General features: G+C 43.2%; 22 protein-coding genes and 1 tRNA gene. 10 read left to right on the top strand and 13 right to left on the bottom strand.

All coding sequences use genetic code 11. From position 1 onward, the window contains the following. Positions 1-209 precede the first annotated feature (209 nt). The gene (locus HWQ43_RS33080) at positions 210-548 is read left to right on the top strand and encodes a P-II family nitrogen regulator (RefSeq protein WP_012410794.1); all 339 of its coding nucleotides are present in this window, start codon (positions 210-212) and stop codon (positions 546-548) included. A gap of 28 nt (positions 549-576) precedes the next feature. Next, a complete protein-coding gene (locus HWQ43_RS33075; RefSeq protein ID WP_292741529.1) occupies positions 577-777 on the top strand; it encodes a hypothetical protein in 201 nt (66 codons plus the stop codon). Here HWQ43_RS33075 and rdgB read toward each other — a convergent pair. The 8 genes from rdgB to HWQ43_RS33035 form a co-directional block, all read right to left on the bottom strand. Then, positions 737-1,315 (bottom strand): RdgB/HAM1 family non-canonical purine NTP pyrophosphatase, encoded by a 579-nt coding sequence (gene rdgB, locus HWQ43_RS33070; RefSeq protein WP_292741526.1) that lies wholly within the window; start codon positions 1,313-1,315, stop codon positions 737-739. The two genes, HWQ43_RS33075 and rdgB, sit on opposite strands and share 41 nt — an antisense overlap. A gap of 86 nt (positions 1,316-1,401) precedes the next feature. Then, positions 1,402-2,838 (bottom strand): phosphoglucomutase/phosphomannomutase family protein, encoded by a 1,437-nt coding sequence (locus HWQ43_RS33065; protein WP_292741524.1) that lies wholly within the window; start codon positions 2,836-2,838, stop codon positions 1,402-1,404. A gap of 155 nt (positions 2,839-2,993) precedes the next feature. Further along, the gene (locus tag HWQ43_RS33060; protein ID WP_292741521.1) at positions 2,994-3,842 is read right to left on the bottom strand and encodes a hypothetical protein; all 849 of its coding nucleotides are present in this window, start codon (positions 3,840-3,842) and stop codon (positions 2,994-2,996) included. 540 nt (positions 3,843-4,382) lie between these two features. Next, positions 4,383-4,541, bottom strand: coding sequence for a hypothetical protein (locus HWQ43_RS33055; protein ID WP_292741518.1), 159 nt, complete (start codon positions 4,539-4,541; stop codon positions 4,383-4,385). Between the two features lie 109 nt (positions 4,542-4,650). Then, positions 4,651-5,133, bottom strand: a complete 483-nt coding sequence (locus HWQ43_RS33050) for a plasmid segregation centromere-binding protein ParR (RefSeq protein ID WP_292741515.1) — start codon at positions 5,131-5,133, stop codon at positions 4,651-4,653. 5 nt (positions 5,134-5,138) lie between these two features. After that, on the bottom strand, positions 5,139-6,290 hold the full coding sequence (locus HWQ43_RS33045) for a ParM/StbA family protein (protein WP_292741513.1): 1,152 nt from the start codon (positions 6,288-6,290) through the stop codon (positions 5,139-5,141). Positions 6,291-6,529: 239 nt separating this feature from the next. Beyond that, positions 6,530-7,153, bottom strand: coding sequence for a DedA family protein (locus HWQ43_RS33040; protein ID WP_292741511.1), 624 nt, complete (start codon positions 7,151-7,153; stop codon positions 6,530-6,532). Positions 7,154-7,779: 626 nt separating this feature from the next. Beyond that, positions 7,780-8,862, bottom strand: a complete 1,083-nt coding sequence (locus HWQ43_RS33035) for a Gfo/Idh/MocA family oxidoreductase (protein WP_292741509.1) — start codon at positions 8,860-8,862, stop codon at positions 7,780-7,782. Between the two features lie 338 nt (positions 8,863-9,200). Between HWQ43_RS33035 and queC the strand changes: the two genes are divergently transcribed. Next, positions 9,201-9,878 carry a 7-cyano-7-deazaguanine synthase QueC gene (gene queC, locus HWQ43_RS33030; RefSeq protein ID WP_292741507.1) on the top strand — a complete coding sequence of 226 codons (678 nt, stop codon included), beginning with the start codon at positions 9,201-9,203 and terminating at the stop codon, positions 9,876-9,878. A 44-nt stretch (positions 9,879-9,922) separates the two neighbouring features. On the opposite strand, the gene HWQ43_RS33025 is transcribed toward queC, so the two are convergent. Together HWQ43_RS33025 and HWQ43_RS33020 are read right to left on the bottom strand one after the other, a co-directional pair. Beyond that, entirely contained in the window at positions 9,923-11,347 is a 1,425-nt protein-coding gene (locus HWQ43_RS33025) for a hemolysin family protein (protein WP_292741505.1), read from the bottom strand. A 100-nt stretch (positions 11,348-11,447) separates the two neighbouring features. Further along, positions 11,448-12,149, bottom strand: coding sequence for a hypothetical protein (locus tag HWQ43_RS33020; RefSeq protein ID WP_099102321.1), 702 nt, complete (start codon positions 12,147-12,149; stop codon positions 11,448-11,450). 299 nt (positions 12,150-12,448) lie between these two features. Between HWQ43_RS33020 and HWQ43_RS33015 the strand changes: the two genes are divergently transcribed. After that, positions 12,449-12,521: transfer RNA gene (locus tag HWQ43_RS33015), tRNA-Ile, on the top strand. Positions 12,522-12,612: 91 nt separating this feature from the next. Here HWQ43_RS33015 and HWQ43_RS33010 read toward each other — a convergent pair. Further along, entirely contained in the window at positions 12,613-13,044 is a 432-nt protein-coding gene (locus tag HWQ43_RS33010; protein ID WP_292741501.1) for a hypothetical protein, read from the bottom strand. Positions 13,045-13,150: 106 nt separating this feature from the next. Between HWQ43_RS33010 and pyrE the strand changes: the two genes are divergently transcribed. Both pyrE and HWQ43_RS33000 read left to right on the top strand, forming a co-directional pair. Then, positions 13,151-13,774, top strand: a complete 624-nt coding sequence (pyrE, locus tag HWQ43_RS33005) for an orotate phosphoribosyltransferase (RefSeq protein ID WP_292741498.1) — start codon at positions 13,151-13,153, stop codon at positions 13,772-13,774. A gap of 16 nt (positions 13,775-13,790) precedes the next feature. Then, on the top strand, positions 13,791-14,120 hold the full coding sequence (locus HWQ43_RS33000; RefSeq protein WP_292741495.1) for a hypothetical protein: 330 nt from the start codon (positions 13,791-13,793) through the stop codon (positions 14,118-14,120). A gap of 480 nt (positions 14,121-14,600) precedes the next feature. Here HWQ43_RS33000 and HWQ43_RS32995 read toward each other — a convergent pair whose 3' ends face one another. Next, positions 14,601-16,256: a mechanosensitive ion channel gene (locus HWQ43_RS32995; protein WP_292741493.1), complete on the bottom strand. Its 1,656-nt coding sequence runs from the start codon at positions 16,254-16,256 to the stop codon at positions 14,601-14,603. Positions 16,257-16,492: 236 nt separating this feature from the next. On the opposite strand from HWQ43_RS32995, the gene HWQ43_RS32990 reads away from it, so the two are divergent. Further along, a complete protein-coding gene (locus HWQ43_RS32990) occupies positions 16,493-16,936 on the top strand; it encodes an SRPBCC family protein (RefSeq protein WP_292741490.1) in 444 nt (147 codons plus the stop codon). A gap of 65 nt (positions 16,937-17,001) precedes the next feature. Here HWQ43_RS32990 and HWQ43_RS32985 read toward each other — a convergent pair whose 3' ends face one another. Continuing rightward, the gene (locus HWQ43_RS32985; protein WP_292741488.1) at positions 17,002-17,826 is read right to left on the bottom strand and encodes a SirB1 family protein; all 825 of its coding nucleotides are present in this window, start codon (positions 17,824-17,826) and stop codon (positions 17,002-17,004) included. Between the two features lie 1,117 nt (positions 17,827-18,943). Between HWQ43_RS32985 and atpD the strand changes: the two genes are divergently transcribed. From atpD to HWQ43_RS32970, 3 genes are all read left to right on the top strand, one after another. After that, complete coding sequence (gene atpD / locus HWQ43_RS32980) at positions 18,944-20,392, top strand: F0F1 ATP synthase subunit beta (protein ID WP_114081954.1); 1,449 nt, start codon at positions 18,944-18,946, stop codon at positions 20,390-20,392. A gap of 177 nt (positions 20,393-20,569) precedes the next feature. After that, positions 20,570-20,983: an ATP synthase F1 subunit epsilon gene (gene atpC, locus HWQ43_RS32975; RefSeq protein ID WP_292715968.1), complete on the top strand. Its 414-nt coding sequence runs from the start codon at positions 20,570-20,572 to the stop codon at positions 20,981-20,983. 276 nt (positions 20,984-21,259) lie between these two features. Continuing rightward, positions 21,260-23,365, top strand: coding sequence for a flotillin family protein (locus tag HWQ43_RS32970; protein ID WP_292741485.1), 2,106 nt, complete (start codon positions 21,260-21,262; stop codon positions 23,363-23,365). Positions 23,366-23,420: the final 55 nt, after the last annotated feature.

The following is a 23,420-nucleotide window of genomic DNA, read 5'->3' as shown; positions in this document are numbered from 1 at the left end:
GCAACTTCTTTATGTTAGAACCTCAAAGATTATCCAATTAATAAATCCTTGCCGCTTTTTATGTCATAAACCCTCAAGTAAAGCACTTACACTTTAAAAAAGTTGTAATTATTACATATTTTTTAGGAAAAGCACCGCTAGTTACAGCTTCAGACAGCGGATCTGGTTAGATATATAAACGAAGCTAGTAGAAGTCAGGAGTAAAGAAGATGAAAAAAGTAGAAGCTATTATCCGCCCATTTAAGCTAGATGAGGTGAAAATTGCTTTAGTTAACGCTGGTATTGTTGGCATGACTGTTTCTGAAGTCCGGGGGTTCGGACGCCAGAAAGGTCAAACTGAACGGTATCGCGGTTCTGAGTACACTGTTGAGTTTCTGCAAAAACTCAAAGTGGAAATCGTAGTTGACGACAATCAGGTTGATATGGTGGTAGACAAAATTATTGCTGCTGCCCGCACTGGTGAAATCGGCGATGGTAAAATTTTCATCTCGCCTGTTGAGCAAGTGATTCGGATTCGCACCGGCGAAAAGAACACAGAAGCAGTTTAAAAAAGTTATGAGTTAAGAGTTAAAAGTTATGAGTTGTGAGTCAGGACTAATGAATGAAGATTTAGCAGAATTCATAAATCCTAACTCTTGCACAGACGCGATTAATCGCGTCTCTCCTAACTCTTGTACAGACGCGATTAATCGCGTCTCTCCTAACTCTTGCATAGACGCGATTAATCGCGTCTCTTCTAATTCTTCACTCTCTCTAGTTGCGGAAGTAAAGCTGTAAAAGCCTTGCCTCGATGGCTAATTGATCTCTTCAACTCCCGTGTCATTTCAGCAAAGGTCAATTGCAGTTCTTGCACATAAAAAATTGGGTCGTAGCCGAAACCACTATCACCACGAGGGACGTGGAGGATTTCGCCGCGACAAATACCTTCAGATTCTAATACGATCGCACCATCAGGACGAGCGATCGCTACTGCACAAACAAATTGTGCTTGTCGATTTACCTCGTTGCCTAATTCTCTGAGTACCCTAGCAATGCGTTCTGAGTCGGTTTTGGCGTAACGTGCAGAATAAACTCCTGGTGCGCCATTTAGGGCATCTACTTGCAGTCCCGAATCATCAGCAATTGCCCAATTTCCCGTAGCTTTAGCAATTTGTGACGCTTTGAGACAAGCGTTAGCGGCAAAAGTTTCGCCCGTCTCTTCAATTTCCAACTCTTCAGGTTTGAGGGTTAATTCCCAACCAGAATTTTCCAGGTAAGCCTGCATTTCCCGCAGCTTACCTGGATTTCCTGTGGCTACTACAAGTAATTTGGTCATTGGTTATTAGTCATTGGTCATTGGTTATTAGTCATTGGTCATTTACCAAAGACAAAGGACAAATGACTAATGACTAATAATGAATTTTACTCCGCCCACTGTTTCGCCCAAGCAAGAGTTTGATGCACTTGCTCAATTGTCGGGGCTTCGCAATATAGCCGTAAAACTGGCTCAGTCCCGCTAAATCTAATCATTAACCAGCTTTTATCAGCTAGACGATACTTGTAGCCGTCAATTGTTTGGCAATCAATCACTGCTAACCCGGCAATTTCTGTTAAGGGTTGGGTTTGCAATTGTTGCAAAAGACGCGATCGCACTTCCATACTTGCTAAAGGTAAATCAATGCGATCGTATGCTGAGGTAAACCCTGTTTGTTTCTGCAAGTGGCGATAATACTCCCCTAAATCCAAACCAGATTCTACAATCGCTTCTAGTACATACAAGGCTGACAATAGGGCATCACGTTCGGGAATATGACTACCATAGCCAATTCCCCCCGACTCCTCGCCACCCAGCAACACTTTTGCTACTAACATTCTGTCAGCAATATATTTATAACCAACCGCTGTTTCAAAGACTGACAGGTTATGTAGTGCTGCTACAAGGGGCATCAAGTCGGAACCACTAACAGTTTTAACTATTTCACCCTTAAAGTCTCGCCGCAGGGTTAAATGGTCGATTAATATCGGGATTAATACCTGAGAACTTAGGAAGTTAGCTTCTCCATCTACTGCTGCAATGCGATCGCAGTCTCCATCAAATACCAACCCTACCGTTAAACCTGATTTATCGGTTTCTCTGTGAGTCTTGATGACTTCAAATAGCTTTGAAAGGTATTTAGGCAAGGGTTCCGGCGCACCGCCACCAAATAGGGGATCGCGATCGCTGTTGATTTCTTTGACCTGATTGCCTAGTAGTCTCGCCAATCCACCAGCCGCAGCGCCATGCATGACATCGGCAAATAACGTCAATTTGCCAGATGCGATCGCTTCTCGAAGTTTGGCAATATCAACTTTACCTTCTAGCGCTTGAGTGTAACTGGGCCAAGGATCGAACTTCTCTTGCTTACCTGGGGTAGTTGCTAGTGGTACTCCAACCGACAACTGCGCTTCTATCTCTTTTGTGACTTCTGGCGGCACTGACCCACCAAAATAACCCTTGACTTTTAACCCTAAATATGTACCGGGATTATGACTGGCTGTAATTACCAGCGCCCCTAAAGCATTGAGTTGTTTTGCTGCCCAACTATAAGCTGGGGTTGGGGCATAGCTCTCGCTCAGTAGTACATCAAATCCGACAGCACTGACAGTATCGGCAACAGCACGAGCAAAGTCTTCAGCCATGAATCGGCGATCGTAACCGACAATTATTGTCCGGCTACCAACCGTATAAAAATATGTATCATATAATACTTTTGCGGCAACTGGCGCGACCAGGGCTAGGCGTTCAAAGGTGAACTCGTCACCAATAACGCCCCGCCAGCCGTCTGTACCAAACTTGATTGAGTTAGCTACAACTGGCATTTAAGTATCCTAACTGTCTACTTGAGGATTCTAGCATTCATACAGTACATAAAGTAAAAAAAGAATATAGTATTAACATGTAGTAGTATTCGGCTGTTTCAACACAAAAGTGAGCGAATTTCTGAATTCGAGCATCTAACGTATTCGCCAAATCCTCATACCATTCTTACTTCCAGTGAGTAAAAATCGACCATCAGGAGTGAAAACAAGAGTTCGCCCCGAGTACGGAGCATCATAAAAGACTGGTCAATTTTTCCTGTTTCCAAATTATATAGCTCGATCATCTGATTCTGACTATTACTGCTAATAGCAATATTCTTGCTATTAGGACTGAATTCTGAATTTGAATCTACTTCATATAAAGTGTGAACTTTTTCGCCATTAGTTAAGTTACATACTTCAATAGAATCGTCTCTATCATTTGTATTATTAACGTTAACAAATAATTTATTATCTGAAATTATTTTAGATGAGTCACTTACCTGGCAGCTTAAATGTTTAACACTAATTAATTTACCTGTGTTAAGTTGTCGGACTTCAAGCTCCTGATCTCTTCTAGTAAACAGAAGATTTTGAGTAACATCACTATCAATAACTGAGAACGATTGGTGCCAATCTTCTTCATTCCGTGTCTTCTCAACGATATGCTCTTGACCAGTTTTTATATTCCATATTTTAAGCTTAGATGAATTATATTCCTCTACAACTCCAATAATTGTTTTCCCATCATCACTTACATGAAGCGGACTTATACTTGGAAAACCAGACTTATCACTGAAAGAGCGAATTAGTTTACCCTTTTTTAAGTCATATAATTTAATCTTTGGGTATGATTTATCATCATGAATATAAGACTTATCAGAATAGAATGCCAGAAGATATTCAGAATTTTTAGTTACTACTATATTACTGATTTTATACTGAGTATCGCTAAGATTTACCGTTCTCATTAGCTGATTATTATCTATATTCCAAACTTTAATTTCTTCGTCGTGGCGACTCACTAAATATTTAAGTTCTAAGTTAATAGCAATAATCGCATCTTCCCTAGATGTTGGAGGACGAAGATTTTTTACAGAAAAAGATGGCTCTCCTAGACTAGTTATAGAAAATTAATACTTGATATCAGGTTAAGTCCTTATATAGTAAGGGATTCAAGAATCAGAAAGCATATTTTTATTAAATCTTTGATTCTGTTTTAGCGAAACCTAGTTACATCAGGTGTTTTAACTGTTTTTTAGTATTAATTTATCAAACAAAGTCTGGGAGAGCCAAAAAATATCCAATTAACTATTGTAGGGTGGGCGTCTCGCCCGCCCAGTAAATAGGGCGGGCAAGATGCCCACCCCACAAAATTGAATAATTTATTTCTTGGAGTTCCCTAACCCTCTTCTGTCACTCTCCGGGAGGGCGATTGCTAGAAGCCTTATGAGGCAATGAATACAAGCTATACTATTAGAAAAAAATCGGTCTTGTATTTGTTATTAGAAAATAATCGTGCGATGCCTGCGGCGGACTACGCCTACGCAGGCTATACAAAAGCTCTAGAATTCAGAAATGGCAAATGTTTTCGGAGAGTGACAGAAGAGGGCTAATAAGAGCGATCGCCCAGCTACAATAATGTCAATCAGCACGAAATCTCTATGCGCGATCGCTTTTTTATCAAACTTAATTAGTTGCAAAGACTCAAAGGCGCTTCCCACCAGAAATTCCACTTCTAAAAAATATCAATAAACATTAATAATCCTTAATAGTTAATACTATTAAGGATTGTTAACATGAGCAAAAATTGCTCACAAACCTGATTGTTCCTTAAAAATCATCGAGAAACTGACTAAGGCGACTGATTACGGGGTCAACCTCTTGAGGAGGGGTAGCAACAGTATAAGAAGTATTATTTACTACTTCTAATTGAGTTGGAGACGGAATGAACGATCGATCGTTGACTATAAGCGCCAGTTGTGCAACTTGTTGAGAAAGTTGCAGTAGATGATGTTCCATCGCCTCCAAACGATTAGATCCCTTGGCAAAAAAACGTTCCTCAAGTCCAGCCACTTGACGTTGCAGTTCACCAATTTGTTGATCAATCGGTGTTGTGACTGCTGCTGTTTGTGGAGCAGGTTGTACAGGTTCCGGTACACATAAAGATTGCCATAAGGCTTCTTTACAGAGGTCGCTGAAAGTCTTGTCTGGTTGTTTTTCCAAATAACTTTCTACTTGCGCTAACAAGCTTTCATCAGCAAGCTCTGGGTTGAACGTGACGGATTTAACTACCTTTTTTGACCATTGGAACATCAGCTTTATGCCCTAGCAGCGCGATTGGAGGATAATTGTGCCTCTCCATAAATATACTGCCCCAAAGCATTCGCCTGACGGGAAGGTGCTGCTAAATGAGCATTAATCTTTGCTTCCTTGAGCAGACGTTGAACGTCATCCCAGAAGAACTCACCACCGCCACCAGTGAGAATCACATCGGTGACGCGTTCTGGCAACCAGGCTAGTACACGGCTACAGATTTCACGAGAAAACATCTCTGTAAGGTTGGGAAGAAAATCGTCTAGGTTGGTGGGCTTGCTAGCGCCTTTAGGACGGTAAAAGCGTTCACCTCTGGGTTTGTTTACAGCGGAAATCAGCGCTAGAGATTGACTATCTGCTCCCTCGATTTCGGCAGACACCAATTCATAAAACTTATTCATCCCGAAGTCTTCGCTCTTGGAAGCACCTCTGGCAAAACGGAAGTTATCTACCATCAAAAGATCGACGGTTTGATGTCCAATATCGACGATCGCCACCGATATTTTTGTAAAATCAGGACTACCAGGGTTTTTCTTTGGTTGAGCTTCAGACCACAGCAAGCTGCCGTAGCCTTCTGGCATTACCCATACCTTACTGACGTTGAGCGACACAGATTCGCCTCGAAAGTTCAACACATGAGGGCCACCTACTTGGCTAATCAACTGTGCTTTTTCCTTTTCAAATTGCTCTAAGGAAAGAAAAGGCAGACCCAGTACGACTGAGATATCATCTCTGAGTTTGAAGTAGCCAGCGCTTGCTAACACTTTTACCAGTGCAGCTTCTACCTTAGATTGGCCAACTCCTAGATTTGCCCCAAAATCGGCTGCCAGTTGACCAACAGCATATCCATTTCCTTGATACTCCAGCCACAAATCCATTAAGGGGTCAGTAGCCCTGGCTTCAAAAACACCACCGCGTACTTGTTCGATTGACATCTGCTTGACGTTAGCAGGTACGAACACCACATTGCCGGGTTCACGACTCACACAAGTTTTTGTGGAAGTTCTGCCTAAGTCAACACTGAGAATAGTTTTCCCTGGAACACCGGTTGGCTTGGGAGTATTATTAACAGCATTGATGGGAGTCGATGCCGACACCCTATTCATGGGTATAGCAGCAGCATTGATTGGGGTAGCGGCGGAAGGTTGGTCTGTCATGAAAGCTCCTAGTTCAAACTTAACTGTAAAAAGTTGTCATGCTCATCTTACAAAAATGCGAGCAACCAGAAATTCTAGGTTGCGTCAAGTGTAGCTAGAAATACGCCAAAAATTAATTCCGGCGATACCTCTGGTAAGCTCTGCCAACGCATATCTAGTATTATTTGGCATAGTGTAGGCGAATTTTGGCCAGATGTAACCCCTGCTTTCACTGCTTTCAAACCAAAAGCGTCCGTGTTTCATCTTCTAGTGCGTCTTAACTGGCGCTTGAATATCCAGAAAACAAATGCTAGAACCAAACCGCCAAGTACGATTTTGGATACAGGAGCAAGGTACTTGTCCACAAGTTCATACTGACTACCCAATATGTATCCTGAGTATGTTAACAAACCCACCCAAGCAGCGCTACCGAATGTTGTGTAAAACAAAAATGGTAGCAAAGGCATATTGCTAATCCCTGCGGGAACAGAAATCAAGGTGCGGATTCCTGGTACAAGACGACCAATTAATACTGCTGTTTTACCTTGTCGGTCAAACCACTCTTTGGCCTTGGTAATATCTTTACTGGATATAGCCAGCCATTTGCCATACTTGTCAGCCCAAGCTTTCAAACGAGTTTCACCCAAAAACTTACCTGGATAGTACCAAATAAGTGCGCCCAATACAGAACCCAAAAGTCCTGCGAAAAACACACCAATGATATTCAGCTTTGCCCCTCCTGGTTGATATGGACTTGCTGTAAATCCAGCCAGTGGCATAATCAATTCTGAAGGAATTGGGGGAAAAAGGTTCTCTAGGAACATTAGTATGGCGATTCCCCAATAGCCAAAATAGTTGATAGTGTTAGTTATCCATTCAAGCATTGAGTCAATTCCTGAAATTGCTGCACTAGTCTTGTTACTAAGATTGAGCCTTAGTTTTTTAAAAGGTAATTATCCCTGCTTGCTAGGGTCAAGGTAATACCAATTCAAAATGACGCTCTCTACGAGACGCTAAAAGCGTAGCTTGCTTCTCTGTAAGAGTACGCGGACTCGCTAACGCTTCGCTAACAAAATTCACGCATTAAGAAAGCCAAACAGAACAAAGGTTTGGGAGTATGTATCTGTCGCATTCTTTTTTCAAGTTGGTATAACTTGGCTGCACTAAAAGTTGCATCGCAACTTATAAAATAGAGGAAGAGAAGTGGAAGCTAGGGGTCTATTTCATTAATTTCGAGGGTTAGAAAAGTTCGTAAGTAGCTCTAATCCTTGACATTGAGCGATAAATCTCTCACTACAAACCTCATAAAATTAATGAAACGAATCACTAGGTTTTGTTTTCTAATTTTTTAGATCCCCCTTAGTCAGTTTTGTAAAAAAACTAGGGAGGATCTAAATACTTGATGGCAAATTTAAAAACATACTCTAGGGTTTTCTTCTGAGTTGGTGGCTGTGGGAGAGTAGGGAGAAAATTTTACCTTACCCCCTCATCCCCCTCATCCCCTTTTCTTCTAGGCTGTCGGGGTCAGTGATTGTACCCTTGGTTCCGATTGCCAGTCTAATGGATTCCAAACTCGATCTTCCAGCGCCATCTGTTCAATCAAACTTGCCAGTCTCAGCGCTTTGAGAGCTTGTTCACCACCTACTGAGGGTTGATTGCCACCATGTACACAGTTGACAAAATGTTCTAATTCTGCACTTAGAGGTTGAATATTGCTGGTGTAGACTTTTTCAATCACACCATCTTGCCTGTAAAGTACTTGTCGGTGGTCGGTGAGAGAATTGGCAGCTGTTTGTCGGTGAATCAAAATTTCATTCTTGAGAAAATCTGCCTCAGTAAATGAATTTTTGCAATGGGCGACAATCCGGCGAATTTTTCGGTGAGTGACTTTACTGGCAGTCAGAGTAGCAACAATACCATTGGCAAACCCCAAAGTGGCAGTTACGTAATCTAAATAACCAGAGTCCAAGGAGCGAGTACCGCTAGCAGTCAATTTTGTGACTGGGGAAGCAGCTAATTCTAAAAGTAGGTCGATGTCATGGATCATTAAATCCAGCACAACTGAAACATCGTTTGCCCGATCTGAGTAAGGACTCATTCTGTGGGCTTCTAGCGCCAGTAATTCCTCTGTTTTTAGAACTTGGCTCAGTTCTTTAAAAGCTGGGTTAAAACGCTCAATATGACCTACTTGCAGGATACACCCAGACTCAGCTGCGGCATTTACTAAAGACTCTGCCTCAGAAATACTGGCTGCGATCGGTTTTTCAATCAAAACATGAATTCCCGCTAACAGACAGTTGATGCCCACGGCATAGTGCAGACGGGTGGGAACAGCTACACAAACTGCTTCCACAAGGGGTAGCAGATCGCAGTAATCTTCAAAAAAACGCACCTTGTAGTTGCTGGCAGTTTCTAATCCTCGCTCGACGTTAATATCTGCCACTCCGACTAGTTCAACATCTTTCATTGAACTCAGCACGCGAGCGTGGTGTTGTCCCATGTTACCCACTCCAATCACGCCTATGCGGATTGGTCGTGGCTGGTTGCGCTGTGTATATGGATTCGGTTCTGCCACTGACATGCTATTTTGCACTATTATTCTCTCCTCAACCACCAAATTTAGAGACGCTACGGCCGTTGGCGTTTATACTCGAAAGCCGGTTACGATCCGTCTAAAACCATCCAGATGGTAACATAGAGCCTATGTTTATGAAGAATTTCAAAGTTTGTGATCGGTTCCCGTAATCCAAATATCTTTTGTATAGATATTTCGAGTTTGCTTTGGATTTTGCACTTTCGACAAAAATATATGTATTTTTATTAACTTTAAAGCTTTCAGTAAGAGTTAAGTATAAATTCTCCTTGGCATTGCTTTCTGGCATCTTGTTAAGGTTTGATTCAGTAATTTGAAATCCAAAATTTGCAACCGAGATGAAAGCTGTAATTCTGTTATCTGGGGGATTGGACTCTTCCACAATTCTGTACAAAGCTCAAGCTGATGGCTGTGAATGTCATGCTATTTCCTTTGATTACCAGCAGCGACACCGACGAGAGTTACAGTCAGCCCTCAGTGTCGCTCAAAAAGCTGCGATCGCAAAACATCAGGTAGTTAGCTTTGACTTACGACAATGGGGCGGTTCGGCCCTTACCGATAATGCCATTGATTTACCCCAGGAGCGATCGCTGGATGAAATGTCTCAAAACATTCCTGTCACTTATGTTCCAGCTCGTAATACTATCTTTTTAAGCTTTGCTCTTAGTTACGCCGAAGCGATCACAGCAGAGCGTGTCTATATCGGCGTTAATGCCCTAGATTACTCAGGATATCCTGATTGTCGCCCCGACTATATCCAAGCAATGCAGGAAGTTTTTCGCTTGGGAACCAAACAAGGGCGTGAGGGACAACCAATTAATATTGTTGCACCCCTAATCAATCTGAAAAAAACCGAAATCATCCAACTGGGGAACCAATTGGGAGTTCCTTGGGAACTAACTTGGTCTTGCTATGCTGGTGGAGATGTCGCCTGTGGTGTGTGTGATTCTTGTCGCTTACGGCTAGCAGCTTTTGCCGAATTGGGACTTGTCGATCCACTGGTGTATGCACAGTAGAGACATTGGGCATTGGGCATTGGGCATTGGGCATTGGGCATTGATTATTTCCCCTCTGCTCCTCTGCTCCTCTGCTCCTCTGCTCTCCCCTCTTCCTCTAACCGTCGCAGTTGAATTTGATGCAGGCGTGGGCCAACAATCGATACCACGGTGAATTCGAGATTTTGATAACAAAAGATTTCGCCTTTGGCAGGAATTTTCTGTAACTCATACAGCAAAAAGCCCCCTAGTGTTTGGTATTCTCTGGTCAGGGGCAAATTGAGATGCAAAACTTCGTTGAGGTCTTCAAGGTTGATTTGTGCTTGCACCAAAAATTTTTGCTCACCTAACATCTGAATCAGTAAGTCTTCACTGCTTTCAAGGTCGCTGGGATCGCCAATAATTTCGGCAATGACATCTTTGATTGTCACTAGTCCCACAGTACCGCCAAATTCATTCACTACCATGACCATAGCGGGTTTCTCTTGCTGCATCATGGGCAAAAGTTCACTCAAGGGCGTGTGTTCTGGAACAAATCGAGCGGGACGCATCCAAGGTTGGATCTGTGTGTCTAAACTGAGCTTTCCTACTGCCAAAGGTTGTGCCAAATCTTTAAAATAAACAATGCCGCGAACATCATCCAAAGATTCACCAATCACGGGATAGCGAGAGTAACCAGTAGAAGCCATTTCCCTGAGTAATGTCTGGAAGCTAGCATCTTTTGGCAGTGTGATAATACTGGTGCGCGGGATCATCACATCTTGGGCCATGACATCCCCAAACTCAAAGACATTATTGAGCAATTCTCGCTCTGCACGCTGTAACCCAGTAGACCCCCATTCTGTAGAGATGATCAGTTGCAATTCTTCGGGAGTTACAGGCGGTCGCCAGCCTTGACCTGTGTATTGGATGCCAAAAATTCGTAATAAAAAACGAGTGGATTGGTTAAGAATCCAGATGAAGGGGCCAAAAAAACGCACGATCGCTTTTACCGGAGGCCCCAAAAACCTTGCTAGCTGTTCTGAGTACAGCATGGCTAAAGATTTGGGACATAATTCTCCGATCACAATTTGCAAATAGGCAATCAAGAAAAAGGCGATAGGAATTGATAGGGAATGGGCGAGGAAGGTAGTCATCCCACTGGGTAGAGGCCAGGATCTTAGCCAGGCATTCACCAGCACAACAATTGTACTTTCGCCAATCCATCCCAGCGCCAAACTAGAGAGGGTAATACCTAACTGGGTGGTAGATAGCAGTCGGTCAATACTGCGTTGTAACATTTCTACAGCGATCGCTGGAATATCCCCAGCCTTAACTAGCTGGTGAATACGCGATCGCCGCACGCTCACCATCGAAAATTCCGCTGTCACAAAAAAGGCATTTATGGCAATCAGTAGTAGCACTGACAACAACCGCAGCGCCACTTCTATCAAACTTAAATTAGGAAAACCACTCACCGCCAAAGCTCGTGTAAAACTCACGCCCTCCATTTAGGGGGAATAGGGAATAGGGAATGGTAAAAAATAACATATAATCACCAATTCTCAATGCCCAATGCCCAATGCCCAATGCCCAATGCCCAATGCCAATCTACCTTTCTACAGGAATATTCGATGCCTCTAGCTTCAATTGTTGAGCGGGATAATCAGTCAGAGCAAGCGATATTTTCTTGACATCATCAAGTAAAGCTGTAGGAATGCTTACTGTACCTGAAAATGCTGGCCCATTTACAGGCAATTCTGTTGGTAAACCCTCTGTACTTGCACTCAGGGTTCGTCCTTTGTCATCGGTAACATCTAAAAAACTATACAGGAAACGCACAGAATCCTTACCTTTGTTCTGCATTTTCACTTTCAGTAGTAAATCACCACCAGAGTAGCGAGCAGATTGCACAGTCATTGTTACACCCTGACTTTGAGCAGTAACCGGAAAACCTGGTAGGGGCTTTTCTTCAACTACTTCTGGGGGTTTTTCCTCTGGCTTCTGCTTGCTGCTATTGGTTTCTTCATCATCTTCTTCTGGCTTTTCCGATTTAGCGGCTTTGGTCTTACCCTCAATTCGCGCCTTGACAATTTTCAGAATTTCTTCCTCTTTTAATAGCACTAGCCCTCCCTGTTGGGAGTTATTTGCCTTATTGCTGGCAAATTTGGTTGTAGGACGCCCATCTGGTGTAGTCACGCCTTTAAGTGCTGAACTCCCCAGTTCAAAGCCCAAAAACGCGCTCACAGAACCTGCTCCCATCATCAGAATTAACAAAATCAAAGTAAGAAGTACAGTAGAATTTATTTTCATCGCTGACAAGCTATCACAATAGAATGCTGGTCTATTTAAGAATAGTGAAGCTTTTGACCTCAATCCTTAAAGGAACTTAATCAATATTAGTTTGCACTATATCTTCTATGATCAAATTATGTAGTATAAAAATCTAGTAACCTATTGTCCAGTATTCACACGTGGTAAATTTGTGCTATATTCATGGAATTGGCTAAACTCAGTGCTTGAGGTATTTTTCTCACTCTAAAATTAGCAAATGAGGTTGGCCTGAGAGTTGAAGTAATTTTCTCTTAGCAACCCACAATCCAAAACAACAAGCGCCTTTGGCCGATTGGGGAGGCAACGAACTCATAATTCGTCTTCAGGCTGGTTCGATTCCAGCAGGGCGCACTGAATCATCAAAAATGGGCACGGGGCACGGGGCATTGGTCATGGTTTATTCTCCTTGTACCTGCATTTTCCCACTCCCCACTCCCCAATCTTACCGAGATGGTAAAGTTTCAAACCTGAATTCTGTTCCTACTTTAAGTTTGTTGCTATAGCGAGGAGACACGAGCAACGATGTGTCATAAGGATTTGGTAAATCAGGAGTACGAATATAAGGATCGTTGCCAACTTGCTGAGTCAGGGCATCATGATATAAAGTATTAACCAAGTTAGCGTCGCGGGCAATTTCATTTTCTGGGAAGGAACCACCGAAACCAGAACCAGATCCGAAAAATGAGTCTAGCTGACGCTTGAGACCGCCATTTTCGTAGAAATTGCGATCGTGACGAAAATAAGCTCGTTCAAATACATCATTCGTAGTTTCAGAATTTGGTGTTGCCGTTTCGGCAGATGCAATAGAGGGAAAAGCAATACCAGCAGCAAGCAGCACCAATAAACCACTAAAGGTTTTAAATTTTATACGCACGTTTCTGACTCCTCAACTTTTGCTTTGGGCGAATCTTAATTTATGCTGAAGTTCAGAACTCTGATGAGTTCAACCTTTGGTGTAGCACAACTTTTAATGTTTTGTAATGACGTATCCTACTGAAACTCTTACCCACTCTGATATTTGGGCAACCACTTCTGATTTGACCGCTTTACGCCACAAGCTACTAGATTTATTTTGCCAACTTGCTTATCAAGAAGGTGATTTTCTCCTATCTTCTGGGCTACGTAGTTCTTATTACGTCAATAAGACACAGGTAACACTCCATCCTCAAGGCGCTTTAGCAGTCGGACGGTTACTATTTCCTTTATTACCTGTAGATACACAGGCTGTAGGTGGTTTAACAATGGGGGCTGACCCAATTGTGACAGCAGTGAGTATAGTTTCTGTTTATGAAAACCGCCCAATACCAGCACTGATTATTCGCAAGGAAGCCAAGGGTTATGGAACAAGAGCTTATATAGAAGGCCCCAGTTTACCAGAGGGCACAAAAGTAGTAGTTTTGGAAGATGTAGTAACAACTGGGCAATCTGCTCTCAAAGCGGTTGAGCGTCTTAAAGATGCAGGTTATACCGTAAATCAAGTAATTTCACTAGTAGATCGACAACAAGGGGGAGGTGAGTTGTACCAGTCAGCGGGGTTGAAGTTTGAAACTTTGTTTTCGATTCAGGAAGTTCAAGAACGCTATCGACAACTTGCAAATTCATGAACAAAAGGAGATAAACATGCAAGCAAAAGTATCCACAGAACTAACACAAGAAAAAGTCGATAAAGCTGTAAGTGCAATTCTTGAAGTACTAGGAAAGCCAGAAAATGATTTACATCACAAAGCGTTAACAGCTTTTCAAGGTGGCGATCATCAAACTGTCAAGAGACTGTCATCTACCAACTTAACTGATTATTATTGCAAAGCTTTGGGATACCTGGGAGGAGCGCTGAAGCTGACTCCAAACACCGATACGATTTTGGCTGAATCGGCTCGTAGTGCAGCTGAATTTGTGAAAGAAAAAGCATTGCAGCACCTTGGTATTCAGATCGCTGATGCTTTAAATTAGGGAACTCCAAGAAATCAATTATCCAATATTGTGGGGTGGCATAGGTGTCAAATTAAGGCAGAAGCCCAAATGTCAAGCGACCTGACGGCATTGCGTCGGTGTCGCTGACTAAGGGCTTTGACAAGCGGTAATTTTGGGAGAATTGATTATTACTGCGATGGACTACGCCCTGCCTTCTTGCGATGTCTACGAAAGGCTGCGCCTAAGCGTCCTTGCTTTATCCCCAGCTTTCCTTAAGACTAAAGAATTTGTCACTTACACCGCTAAAAATGGTGACTGGGAAAATACGATTAAATTGAGCTTTAAAACTCGGAACTTGAGCTTCAGAACTTGACATTACGAGTTCTCTACTCAAACTCCGAGTTTCTAAGCTCTAACTTTTAACCTTTTAGGTAAAATTGCTGATAGATGTTCTGCACAATTGATGCTTACGTCTGCACTTTCCCAGATTTACAGATGAAATTGCGCCTTCATCAATTTTTAGTTTCTACCTTTGAAAGAGTTTAGCCATTCTTGAACTTGCTCTCTTGCAATATCGCGCCCTCCAAGACCAAAGGCTAGGGCAATAGCAACTGCGATCGCACCTAGTAAAAGTCCAAAGGCTAAATTCACAATATCACTGGCAACTCCAATCTGTTGCAGTGCCATTGCAGAAACTAAGGCAATAATTGCAATCCGCGCCACTTGTCCCAAAATCTGGGCTTGGCGTTCGCCGGAACTGGTAATGATGTTAAAAGCCAGATTTGCCAGGAATAAGCCAACGGCAAAAATCACCAATCCTGCCAAAATCCGCCCGAATACGATCACAATACCAGACACTAATGCTGTCAGGGCTGGAATATTCAAGATATTCACCGCCGCCACCGTGGCAAACAGCATAATCCCCACTAAGGCAACAATGCCTACAATTTCCGATGGAGTGCGGGTTGGAATCGGTGGGGTTGCTGATTCTGTTGAGATGACGATTCGTCTGCTGGGTGTTGTCAGACCCAAAATAGTGAAAATGTTATTAAACCCTAAATTGGTGAGGATACTTGTAACCAAGTCCCCAATAAACCGCCCGACGAAATAGGCAACAATCAAAATCGCCACGGCTGTAAAGATGGCAGGTAGAGCGTTGAGAACCTGTTGCAGCATGGCGATTGCAGGTATTGAGATCGCATCAATTCGCAAGGCATTGAGCGCTGCGATCGCCACAGGGATCAAAATCAAAACATAGACAATTGTGCCAATAATACTCGATAGAGGTTGCACTCCCGCACTTGCAGATAATCCCAACCGACTACCTAAATGGTCAAGACCAGTTGTCGCCAGCAAGTTTGTCACAATCCGCCGTACTACATTAGCGATGAACCAGCCAACTACAGCAATCAAGATCGCCGCTAAAATGTTCGGTAGAATTAGCAGAACTTCTGCAATTAGAGCTTGTACTGGTTGTAGAGCCTGCTGTAGTGTGAGAGCCTCCAAAACTGGGGTGAGAAACAGTAAAAATATAAACCAATACAGAGCATTGCCAATTGTCTCACTCAAAGACAGCTGATTAAGGCTGGGCGCTCTGTCTTCTGGTTCTGGATTCAAACGCTCATCCAGATTAAATGCCTGTAATGAGCGCACAGTGATAATCTTCACAATGGTCGCCAAAAACCAGGCTGCTGCCAAAAGGATTCCGGCACCAACCAACTTTGGCAAAAAGCCAATAAGTTGATTGAGAAAATTATTCAGGGGTTGAGAGGCTATTTCCAGATCCAAGGTCTGTAAAACAGCTACCGCAGTTAACAGGATAATGCTCCAAAAGACCAAGCTAGAGAGTAATTTCTCCACTTGGGGAACATCTTGACGACCTGTTATCCCAGCGGCAATGCGGTTATCTATGTTTGTGCGCTTGAGGATTCCTTGCGTCAGTGCCGCTGCGATCGCTGCAATGAGCCAACCTACTAGTAAAATTGCTACCGCCCCTAAAAGACGAGGTGTAAACAAAATCAACTGTTGTACAATACCTTGCACATCAGCGATTCCTTGATTTACTGCTGGTTGTATTGGTTGCAGGCTGGGCGATGATTGTGCCAAAAATTGCTGCACCCTCGTGGACAAAGCAACTCCTATCACCTGGGTTATTCCTTGCCAAGTTGTGTTCATGGTTTTCGGGAATTAAGCTTAAGTATTCACCGCAAACACTGAGTCAGTGTTTTGCCTATAAATTTACCAGTAAAAACATACATATTTACTCATATTTGATTTAATCTATGGGCATTGGGCATAAGAGGCAGAGGGGCAGAGGGGAAAACTTACTCCAACTGCCCCTTGTCTCCTCATCCCCCATTCCCCAAAATTTTGCGTTACTCTAATTGCAGCAACAGCACCAAAGATGTGGAATGTCCCAAGTTTTGGAACAATCGATTCAAATTAATGCTACAGCTACGGTGGTGGAGCGCTGTATTAGCGATTTAGCTCTTATGCACCGTTGGCTCAACCCCGTTCTCCGTTGCGAACCCGTGGGCGAAGCTTGGAGTACCGATGTCGGCAGTAAAAGTCGTTTTATTATTCAAATTCCTCTAATAAAACCCACCTTGAATAGCGTAGTTGTAGAACGACAACCGGGTTTGGTAGTTTGGGAATTTCAGGGATTTTTCCAAGGGCGCGATCGCTGGGAATGTCAACCCACAGAAAAGGGAACCCTTTTACTCAATCGCTTTGAGTACGATATTCCTAACCCCTTAGTGAGTTGGGGCTTCAACACTTTTGCTGCGTCGTGGACGAAAGAAGATATGCAAGCCCAACTGCGCCGCCTCAAAAGAGTCGCAGAAGAACAAAATTAGTCATTAGTCATTAGTCATTAGTCATTTGTCATTGGCTTACTAAAATTTTCCCTGCTTCCCAGTCTCTACTTGCCTTTACCCAGTTCGGTAAGTAGCCGCCGAATCACAGATGCATCCTCGGCATCAGGAACTTTTGCTAAATAATTTTGTAAGTCGTCTACGGCTTGGGGGTAGTAACCGAGTTGATAGTAGATCAAACCGCGATCGCGCAATTCTAAAGTTAAACCAGGAAACAGCAACAAAATTCGTTCAACCGCTGCCAGCGTTTTTTGTAACTCTTGCTGTTTGAGGTAAATAAATTTTAAATTTGTCAACATCCGAGCCAAAAATTGCCGATTACTGACTACAGCTAAAAATTCTGGTTGCAGCGTCACAGGTTGCTGATAAAGTTGAGATAGGCGTTCCTCGCAATCTTGGGCAAATATTATTTCACCGCCATTGAAAGCATCCACAAAAATTTCTATATCGGGAATATTTGGGCGGATCAAGAAATGTCCTGGCATTCCTACACCCACCATCGGAAAATCAATCCGTCGAGCAACTTCCAGGTAAATCAGCGCTAAGGTAATGGGAATCCCCAGTCGGCGATCGATTACATCATTGAAAAAGCTGTTGCGCGGGTCGTAATAGTCAATTTTATTACCAGAAAAATTTAAATCTTCGTAGAGATACTGATTAATACTTTGAACTATCCGCAAAGGATATCTTGAATCAGGCAGGCGTTCTTGAAGCTCCCATGCCATTGTATCAAGGGCGTTGAGATATTCCTCTGGGTCTAGCTTCGGATATTCTTCTTGTGCAATGTACAAAGCTGCCTTTGCTAGGTCAATTTGCTCGTCAGACTGCTGAATCTCCTGGTAAAAATATTGTCGTGCTGACGAGAAATTCATAAGCTGCTGCTCGGTGTAAGTGTGAGGATAAAGCCGCAGATACGCCCAACTCAGGCATCACGGCTTGGCTAAAAGCTGTTTTTGTATCTATACTTCAGGGTAACTGAAACTTTTTGCCGCAGGCTGGACAAAGCAAGTTTCTTCATCTTATGGATATTCAGAAGCTTTGGAAATGTAGTTTATGGATAGCCTTATATATAATATTTATTTATTGCCGAACTTTTAGCAAATGCTGTGTTGGTGATATCTACTACGATCTGCACTCATGCAAAGCATATCGTGTAATACAAAGATGTATTGCGCGATATAAATTCCTATAAATTTATACAACTTTTATATACTTATTAATTTAGTAGTAGCCGTAACATCGGAATCAAAGCTTTATATACTATGCTTTTGGTAATTTTTCTATTTTATAAGAATACAAATTACTATTATAAATTTTTAGCGAATACCAGTAATAATACTTGTTTTTGCAACTCTATTTATCAATAATACTCATGACTATATGATTTAGCTGAAATCAAGTTAATACTGTGCCAGTAGCCTAATAAATACTGCTTGTATGTGCGATCGCAGCGACAGGCTAAATCTTCGCCAGCTATGGCAGATTTTGTTTAATTTTGCTGGCAAATTTGTGTGCATTTAAATACAACGAGGTTAATTAATGAAGACTTATCACGTTTTACAGTCAACACTTACGCTAGCAACTTGTACTTTGTCAGCTTTAGCCATCTTACCTCTAAATTCAAACGCAAGCAAAAGCAGCAAGTTCACTGCTAATAGAATCCTTAATTTATTGAGCAAAAGCTAGGTATCAAAATCTAGCTTTTTTGTTCTAAGTGTAAATATTTAGTAAATTTAACAGAGTGGCATCTTTCGCTACAGCGTAAAGAGCTAGGGCGATCGCATCTAAAAAATGAGATTAGGGATAAACTAGAGCCTATCCCGTCAATCTAGTCAAGATGGGGACTACAACCATAGCCACCAAACACCTTTTTAAGGAATTACTAAGAGAGTTATGTCCCCGTCCGGTGCTAGAGTGAAAGGTGACATTTCTTATTCTTATGTCTTCTCCGACCTTATCTGAAATCTAGCTTCAATCATTAGGCGCAGCATGGTCACAACCGCAGAAAAAACAAACATTGGTTACATTACCCAAATCATTGGCCCAGTTGTAGACGTTAAATTTCCCGGCGGGAAATTGCCACAAATCTACAACGCCTTGAAAATCAAAGGCACCAACGAAGCTGGACAGGAAATCAACATCACCGTTGAAGTACAGCAACTGCTGGGCGACAACCAGGTGCGGACTGTTGCAATGAGTTCCACCGAAGGCTTAGTGCGCGGTTTTGAAGTCAGCGATACAGGCGCTCCCATTACCGTGCCAGTTGGTAAAGCCACTTTGGGCCGGATTTTCAACGTCCTTGGCGAACCTGTGGATAACAGGGGCCCAGTAAATGCTGAGGCAAGTTTACCCATCCACCGCTCTGCTCCTAAATTCACCGACCTGGAAACCAAACCTTCGGTGTTTGAGACTGGGATTAAAGTTGTTGACCTTCTGACTCCCTATCGACGCGGCGGTAAGATTGGTCTATTCGGCGGTGCTGGTGTTGGTAAGACCGTAATCATGATGGAGTTGATTAACAACATCGCTACCCAGCATGGTGGAGTATCTGTATTTGCTGGCGTGGGTGAGCGCACCCGTGAAGGTAATGACCTTTACAACGAAATGATTGAGTCTGGGGTTATCAATAACGAGAACCTCAACGAATCAAAAATTGCTCTAGTCTACGGTCAAATGAACGAACCACCCGGAGCCAGAATGCGGGTTGGTCTTTCGGGATTGACAGTAGCAGAGTACTTCCGGGATGTGAACAAGCAGGACGTGCTGCTGTTTATTGATAATATCTTCCGGTTTGTACAAGCAGGTTCGGAAGTATCGGCGCTATTAGGTCGGATGCCTTCTGCGGTAGGATATCAGCCCACATTGGGAACCGACGTAGGTGAACTACAAGAGCGGATTACCTCGACTACCGAGGGTTCGATTACCTCCATTCAAGCAGTGTACGTACCAGCGGATGACCTCACCGACCCCGCACCTGCTACCACCTTCGCCCACTTGGACGGAACCACAGTACTATCTCGCGGTTTGGCTGCTAAGGGAATTTATCCCGCAGTTGACCCCCTTGGTTCAACTTCCACCATGCTCCAGCCAAACATTGTAGGTGAAGAACACTACAATACTGCTCGTGCAGTGCAATCAACTCTGCAACGTTACAAAGAACTCCAAGACATTATCGCCATTCTTGGTCTAGATGAATTGTCTGAAGAAGACCGTCTCATCGTAGCGCGGGCCCGGAAAGTTGAGCGTTTCTTGTCTCAGCCGTTCTTTGTGGCAGAAGTATTCACCGGTTCTCCTGGTAAGTACGTGAAGTTGGAAGACACCATCAAAGGGTTCCAAAAAATTCTGTCTGGTGAGTTAGATGCTCTACCAGAACAGGCTTTCTACTTGGTTGGCGATATTAACGAAGCGATTGCCAAAGCTGAAAAAATCAAAGGTTAGTCATTAGTCACTTGTACTGAGCGACTCGCCCTGAGCGCAGTCGTTGGCGCAGCCTCTCGTAGAGAAGGGAGCCGAAGTATTGGTCATTGGTCATTAGTCATTAGTTCAACTGCTAATGACTAATGGCAATTACAAAAGACAAAGGACAAAGGACGAAGGACGAAGGACAAAAGACAAATGACATTAACCGTTCGTGTAATTTCTCCAGATAAAACAGTCTGGGATGCTCCAGCTGAAGAAGTCGTTTTGCCTAGCACTACTGGTCAACTAGGTATCCTAACTGGACACGCACCACTTTTGACCGCTCTAGATACTGGTGTCATGCGAGTTCGTGGCGCTAAAAATCAGAATTGGGAAGCGATCGCTCTTTTGGGTGGCTTTGCCGAAGTCGAAGAAAATGAAGTGACAATTCTGGTTAACGGCGCTGAACGTGGCGACAAAATTAACCTTGATGAAGCTCGTACTGCTTACAACCAAGCAGAAGCACGTCTAAGTCAAGTTTCCGCAGATGATCGCCAAGCCCAAATTCAGGCAACCCAAGCCTTCAAACGCGCCCGCGCTCGGTTTCAAGCTGCTGGCGGTTCGGTTTAATTTAAGTTTATATTTCCATTTTGTAGGTTGGGCAATGTTCAACCTACAAAATGTTTATTCAGAAGAACTCAGGAGCTAGGAGTCAACAGTCAGAATTTAACGTGAATTCTGTACGTATGCTAAAACTCCATCCCTTTACGGATAGAGTATTCTGAATTCTAAATTCTGACTCCTTATTTATTAATTTTAAAAAAAATTACGTCAAGTTTAAGAAATCGAGGCAAGCTTTGGTGGAGTGTTAAATTAACTAATTAGTTGCCCTTTTGGGCACAGATTATGAAAAGCCTTTCATCTTTGCTTGGTACTCGTAAACAAAATAAGGTAGCTCGGTTAGCAGCATCTATCGTAGCAACGTTAGCACTTGCTGGTAGTGTTCACTCTGCCAATGCTACTTCTGTCAAAATAACTACTCCAAAAGAAATCACTTCGGCATCAATCCAGCTAAATCAGACCACACTAAATATTGCTCAGTTACAAACTAGCAGGACTCAATATCAAGCTGCTGGAATTAATCCTGTTGTACTGGTTCCCATTCTACTTGTTGGCGGTTTAGTCATATTCGTCCCCCTATTCTTTGGGGGACTAGTAGTTATTGGCGAACGAGAAGTTGGCATTGTAGTGAGGAAATTTACCCTTTCTGGGCGTGGACTACCCGCCGGCAGTTTGATTGCCCTCAACGGCGAAGCTGGTTTGCAGGCAGATACTTTAGCTCCTGGCTGGCACTGGGGCTATTGGCCTTGGCAGTATTCTGTAAAGAAAGAATCGGTAATTGTCGTTCCCCAAGGGGAAATCGCTTTGATTGTGGCAGCAGATGGTCAACCCAACCCACCAGAGCGGATTTTGGGGAAAATCGTGGGTTGTGACAACTTCCAAGATGCTCGAAAATTCCTCATCGAAGGTGGCGAAAAAGGGCGGCAAATGGGTTTTCTTACGGCTGGTACATACCGGATCAACACTGCCCTATTTAAAGTCATCATGGCATCAAATGCCAGCGCTCATGGCATGAATCCAGAACAGTTGCGGGTATATAGTCTGGCATCTGACAAAGTTGGGATTGTTACTACTTTAGATGGTGTACCAATTTCCGCAGGTGAACTCGCAGGCCCGATAATTGACGGACACGACAACTTTCAAAATGGTCAGAAATTTATTAATGGCGGTGGACGGCGAGGTTTACAAGAGCAGACTTTGCTTTCTGGTTCTTGGAACTTGAACCCTTGGTTTGTCCAGGTTGAGCAAGTGCCGATGACGGAAATTCCCATTGGGTATGTTGGCGTGGTAATTTCTTTCGTGGGTAAAGCACATCAAGATGTCAGTGGTGCAGCTTTCACCCACGGTAACTTGGTGAATCAGGGACATAAGGGTGTGTGGGTCGAACCGCTATATCCTGGTAAGCACCCGATTAATTCCCGGATCATGAAGATTGAACTAGTGCCAACGACCAACATCGTCTTAAACTGGTCAGGTCGGACTGAACGCCACAGCTATGATGCTAAACTGGCTTCTTTAACAGTGCGATCGCGTGATGGGTTTGCCTTTGATTTGGAAGTAGCGCAAATTATCCATGTGGGTGCTTTAGATGCTCCAAAGGTAATTTCTCGCGTTGGTGCTATGCAAAATCTCGTAGACCATGTATTAGAACCTACTATCGGTAATTATTTCCGCAACTCAGCCCAAAACTGTACTGTACTAGACTTTCTCACTGCTCGGAGTGAACGACAAACTGAGGCTGCTGAGTATATTAAAACAGCACTGCGGGCTTATGACGTGCAAGCGATCGACACTCTAATTGGTGATATTCAGCCACCAGCGTCGTTAATGCAGACACAGACAGATCGGAAAATTGCCGAAGAAGAACGCAAGACTTATGAAGTCCAGCAAATGGCGCAAACCCAACGACAGCAGCTTGTTAGGGAAACGGCACTGGCTAATATTCAGCAAGAAATGGTGAAATCGGAGCAGAGTGTGCATATAGCTGACCTCAAAGCCCAAGCCCAAATCAAAGAGGCAAACGGTGAGGCTGAAGGTACAAAACTCCGGGCAATTGCTGAGGCTGAAGGTATCCGAGCCACAGGTAATGCCAAAGCTGAAACCTACCGCGCTGGTGTAGAAGCTCTGGGACCACAAGGTTATACAGCAATGCAACTGATGCAGATTATCGGCGATCGCAATGTCCGTTTGATTCCAGATGTCTTAGTTGGCAGTAATGGCAGCAATAACGGCTTAGTGGATGGGCTACTATCCATGATTTTATGGAATCAAACTGGTAAGGGTGAATTGACACCAACACCTTTGCATCCACAACCAATAGTTAACAAAGGACAACCAACCACAGAAAACGGTCTTCCACCGATAGTTGTGAATTTTCCTGTAGATAAGTAACATCAGAAACATGAGGTAGGGGCATAACTTTGTTGTGCCCTTATAAAAAACAAAC

Origin of the sequence: Nostoc sp. JL31 (assembly GCF_017114965.1) — a bacterium.
Taxonomy (GTDB): Bacteria; Cyanobacteriota; Cyanobacteriia; order Cyanobacteriales; family Nostocaceae; genus Nostoc; species Nostoc punctiforme_A.
The sequence above is the reverse complement of the archived record's forward strand: the minus strand, read 5'-3'. Positions and strand labels throughout refer to the sequence as shown.

What these genes read in the sequence shown, in the direction of transcription:
- pyrE (WP_292741498.1), top strand. Translation starts at nt 13,151, where the DNA reads ATGACGTATCCTACTGAAACTCTTACCCACTCTGATATTTGGGCAACC.
- HWQ43_RS33000 (WP_292741495.1), top strand. Translation starts at nt 13,791, where the DNA reads ATGCAAGCAAAAGTATCCACAGAACTAACACAAGAAAAAGTCGATAAA.
- HWQ43_RS33050 (WP_292741515.1), bottom strand. Translation starts at nt 5,133, where the DNA reads ATGTTCCAATGGTCAAAAAAGGTAGTTAAATCCGTCACGTTCAACCCA.
- HWQ43_RS33080 (WP_012410794.1), top strand. Translation starts at nt 210, where the DNA reads ATGAAAAAAGTAGAAGCTATTATCCGCCCATTTAAGCTAGATGAGGTG.
- HWQ43_RS32970 (WP_292741485.1), top strand. Translation starts at nt 21,260, where the DNA reads ATGAAAAGCCTTTCATCTTTGCTTGGTACTCGTAAACAAAATAAGGTA.
- HWQ43_RS33065 (WP_292741524.1), bottom strand. Translation starts at nt 2,838, where the DNA reads ATGCCAGTTGTAGCTAACTCAATCAAGTTTGGTACAGACGGCTGGCGG.
- HWQ43_RS32985 (WP_292741488.1), bottom strand. Translation starts at nt 17,826, where the DNA reads ATGAATTTCTCGTCAGCACGACAATATTTTTACCAGGAGATTCAGCAG.
- HWQ43_RS33045 (WP_292741513.1), bottom strand. Translation starts at nt 6,290, where the DNA reads ATGACAGACCAACCTTCCGCCGCTACCCCAATCAATGCTGCTGCTATA.
- HWQ43_RS33075 (WP_292741529.1), top strand. Translation starts at nt 577, where the DNA reads ATGAGTTGTGAGTCAGGACTAATGAATGAAGATTTAGCAGAATTCATA.
- atpC (WP_292715968.1), top strand. Translation starts at nt 20,570, where the DNA reads ATGACATTAACCGTTCGTGTAATTTCTCCAGATAAAACAGTCTGGGAT.
- HWQ43_RS32990 (WP_292741490.1), top strand. Translation starts at nt 16,493, where the DNA reads ATGTCCCAAGTTTTGGAACAATCGATTCAAATTAATGCTACAGCTACG.
- HWQ43_RS33025 (WP_292741505.1), bottom strand. Translation starts at nt 11,347, where the DNA reads ATGGAGGGCGTGAGTTTTACACGAGCTTTGGCGGTGAGTGGTTTTCCT.
- HWQ43_RS32995 (WP_292741493.1), bottom strand. Translation starts at nt 16,256, where the DNA reads ATGAACACAACTTGGCAAGGAATAACCCAGGTGATAGGAGTTGCTTTG.
- queC (WP_292741507.1), top strand. Translation starts at nt 9,201, where the DNA reads ATGAAAGCTGTAATTCTGTTATCTGGGGGATTGGACTCTTCCACAATT.
- atpD (WP_114081954.1), top strand. Translation starts at nt 18,944, where the DNA reads ATGGTCACAACCGCAGAAAAAACAAACATTGGTTACATTACCCAAATC.
- HWQ43_RS33040 (WP_292741511.1), bottom strand. Translation starts at nt 7,153, where the DNA reads ATGCTTGAATGGATAACTAACACTATCAACTATTTTGGCTATTGGGGA.
- HWQ43_RS33020 (WP_099102321.1), bottom strand. Translation starts at nt 12,149, where the DNA reads ATGAAAATAAATTCTACTGTACTTCTTACTTTGATTTTGTTAATTCTG.
- rdgB (WP_292741526.1), bottom strand. Translation starts at nt 1,315, where the DNA reads ATGACCAAATTACTTGTAGTAGCCACAGGAAATCCAGGTAAGCTGCGG.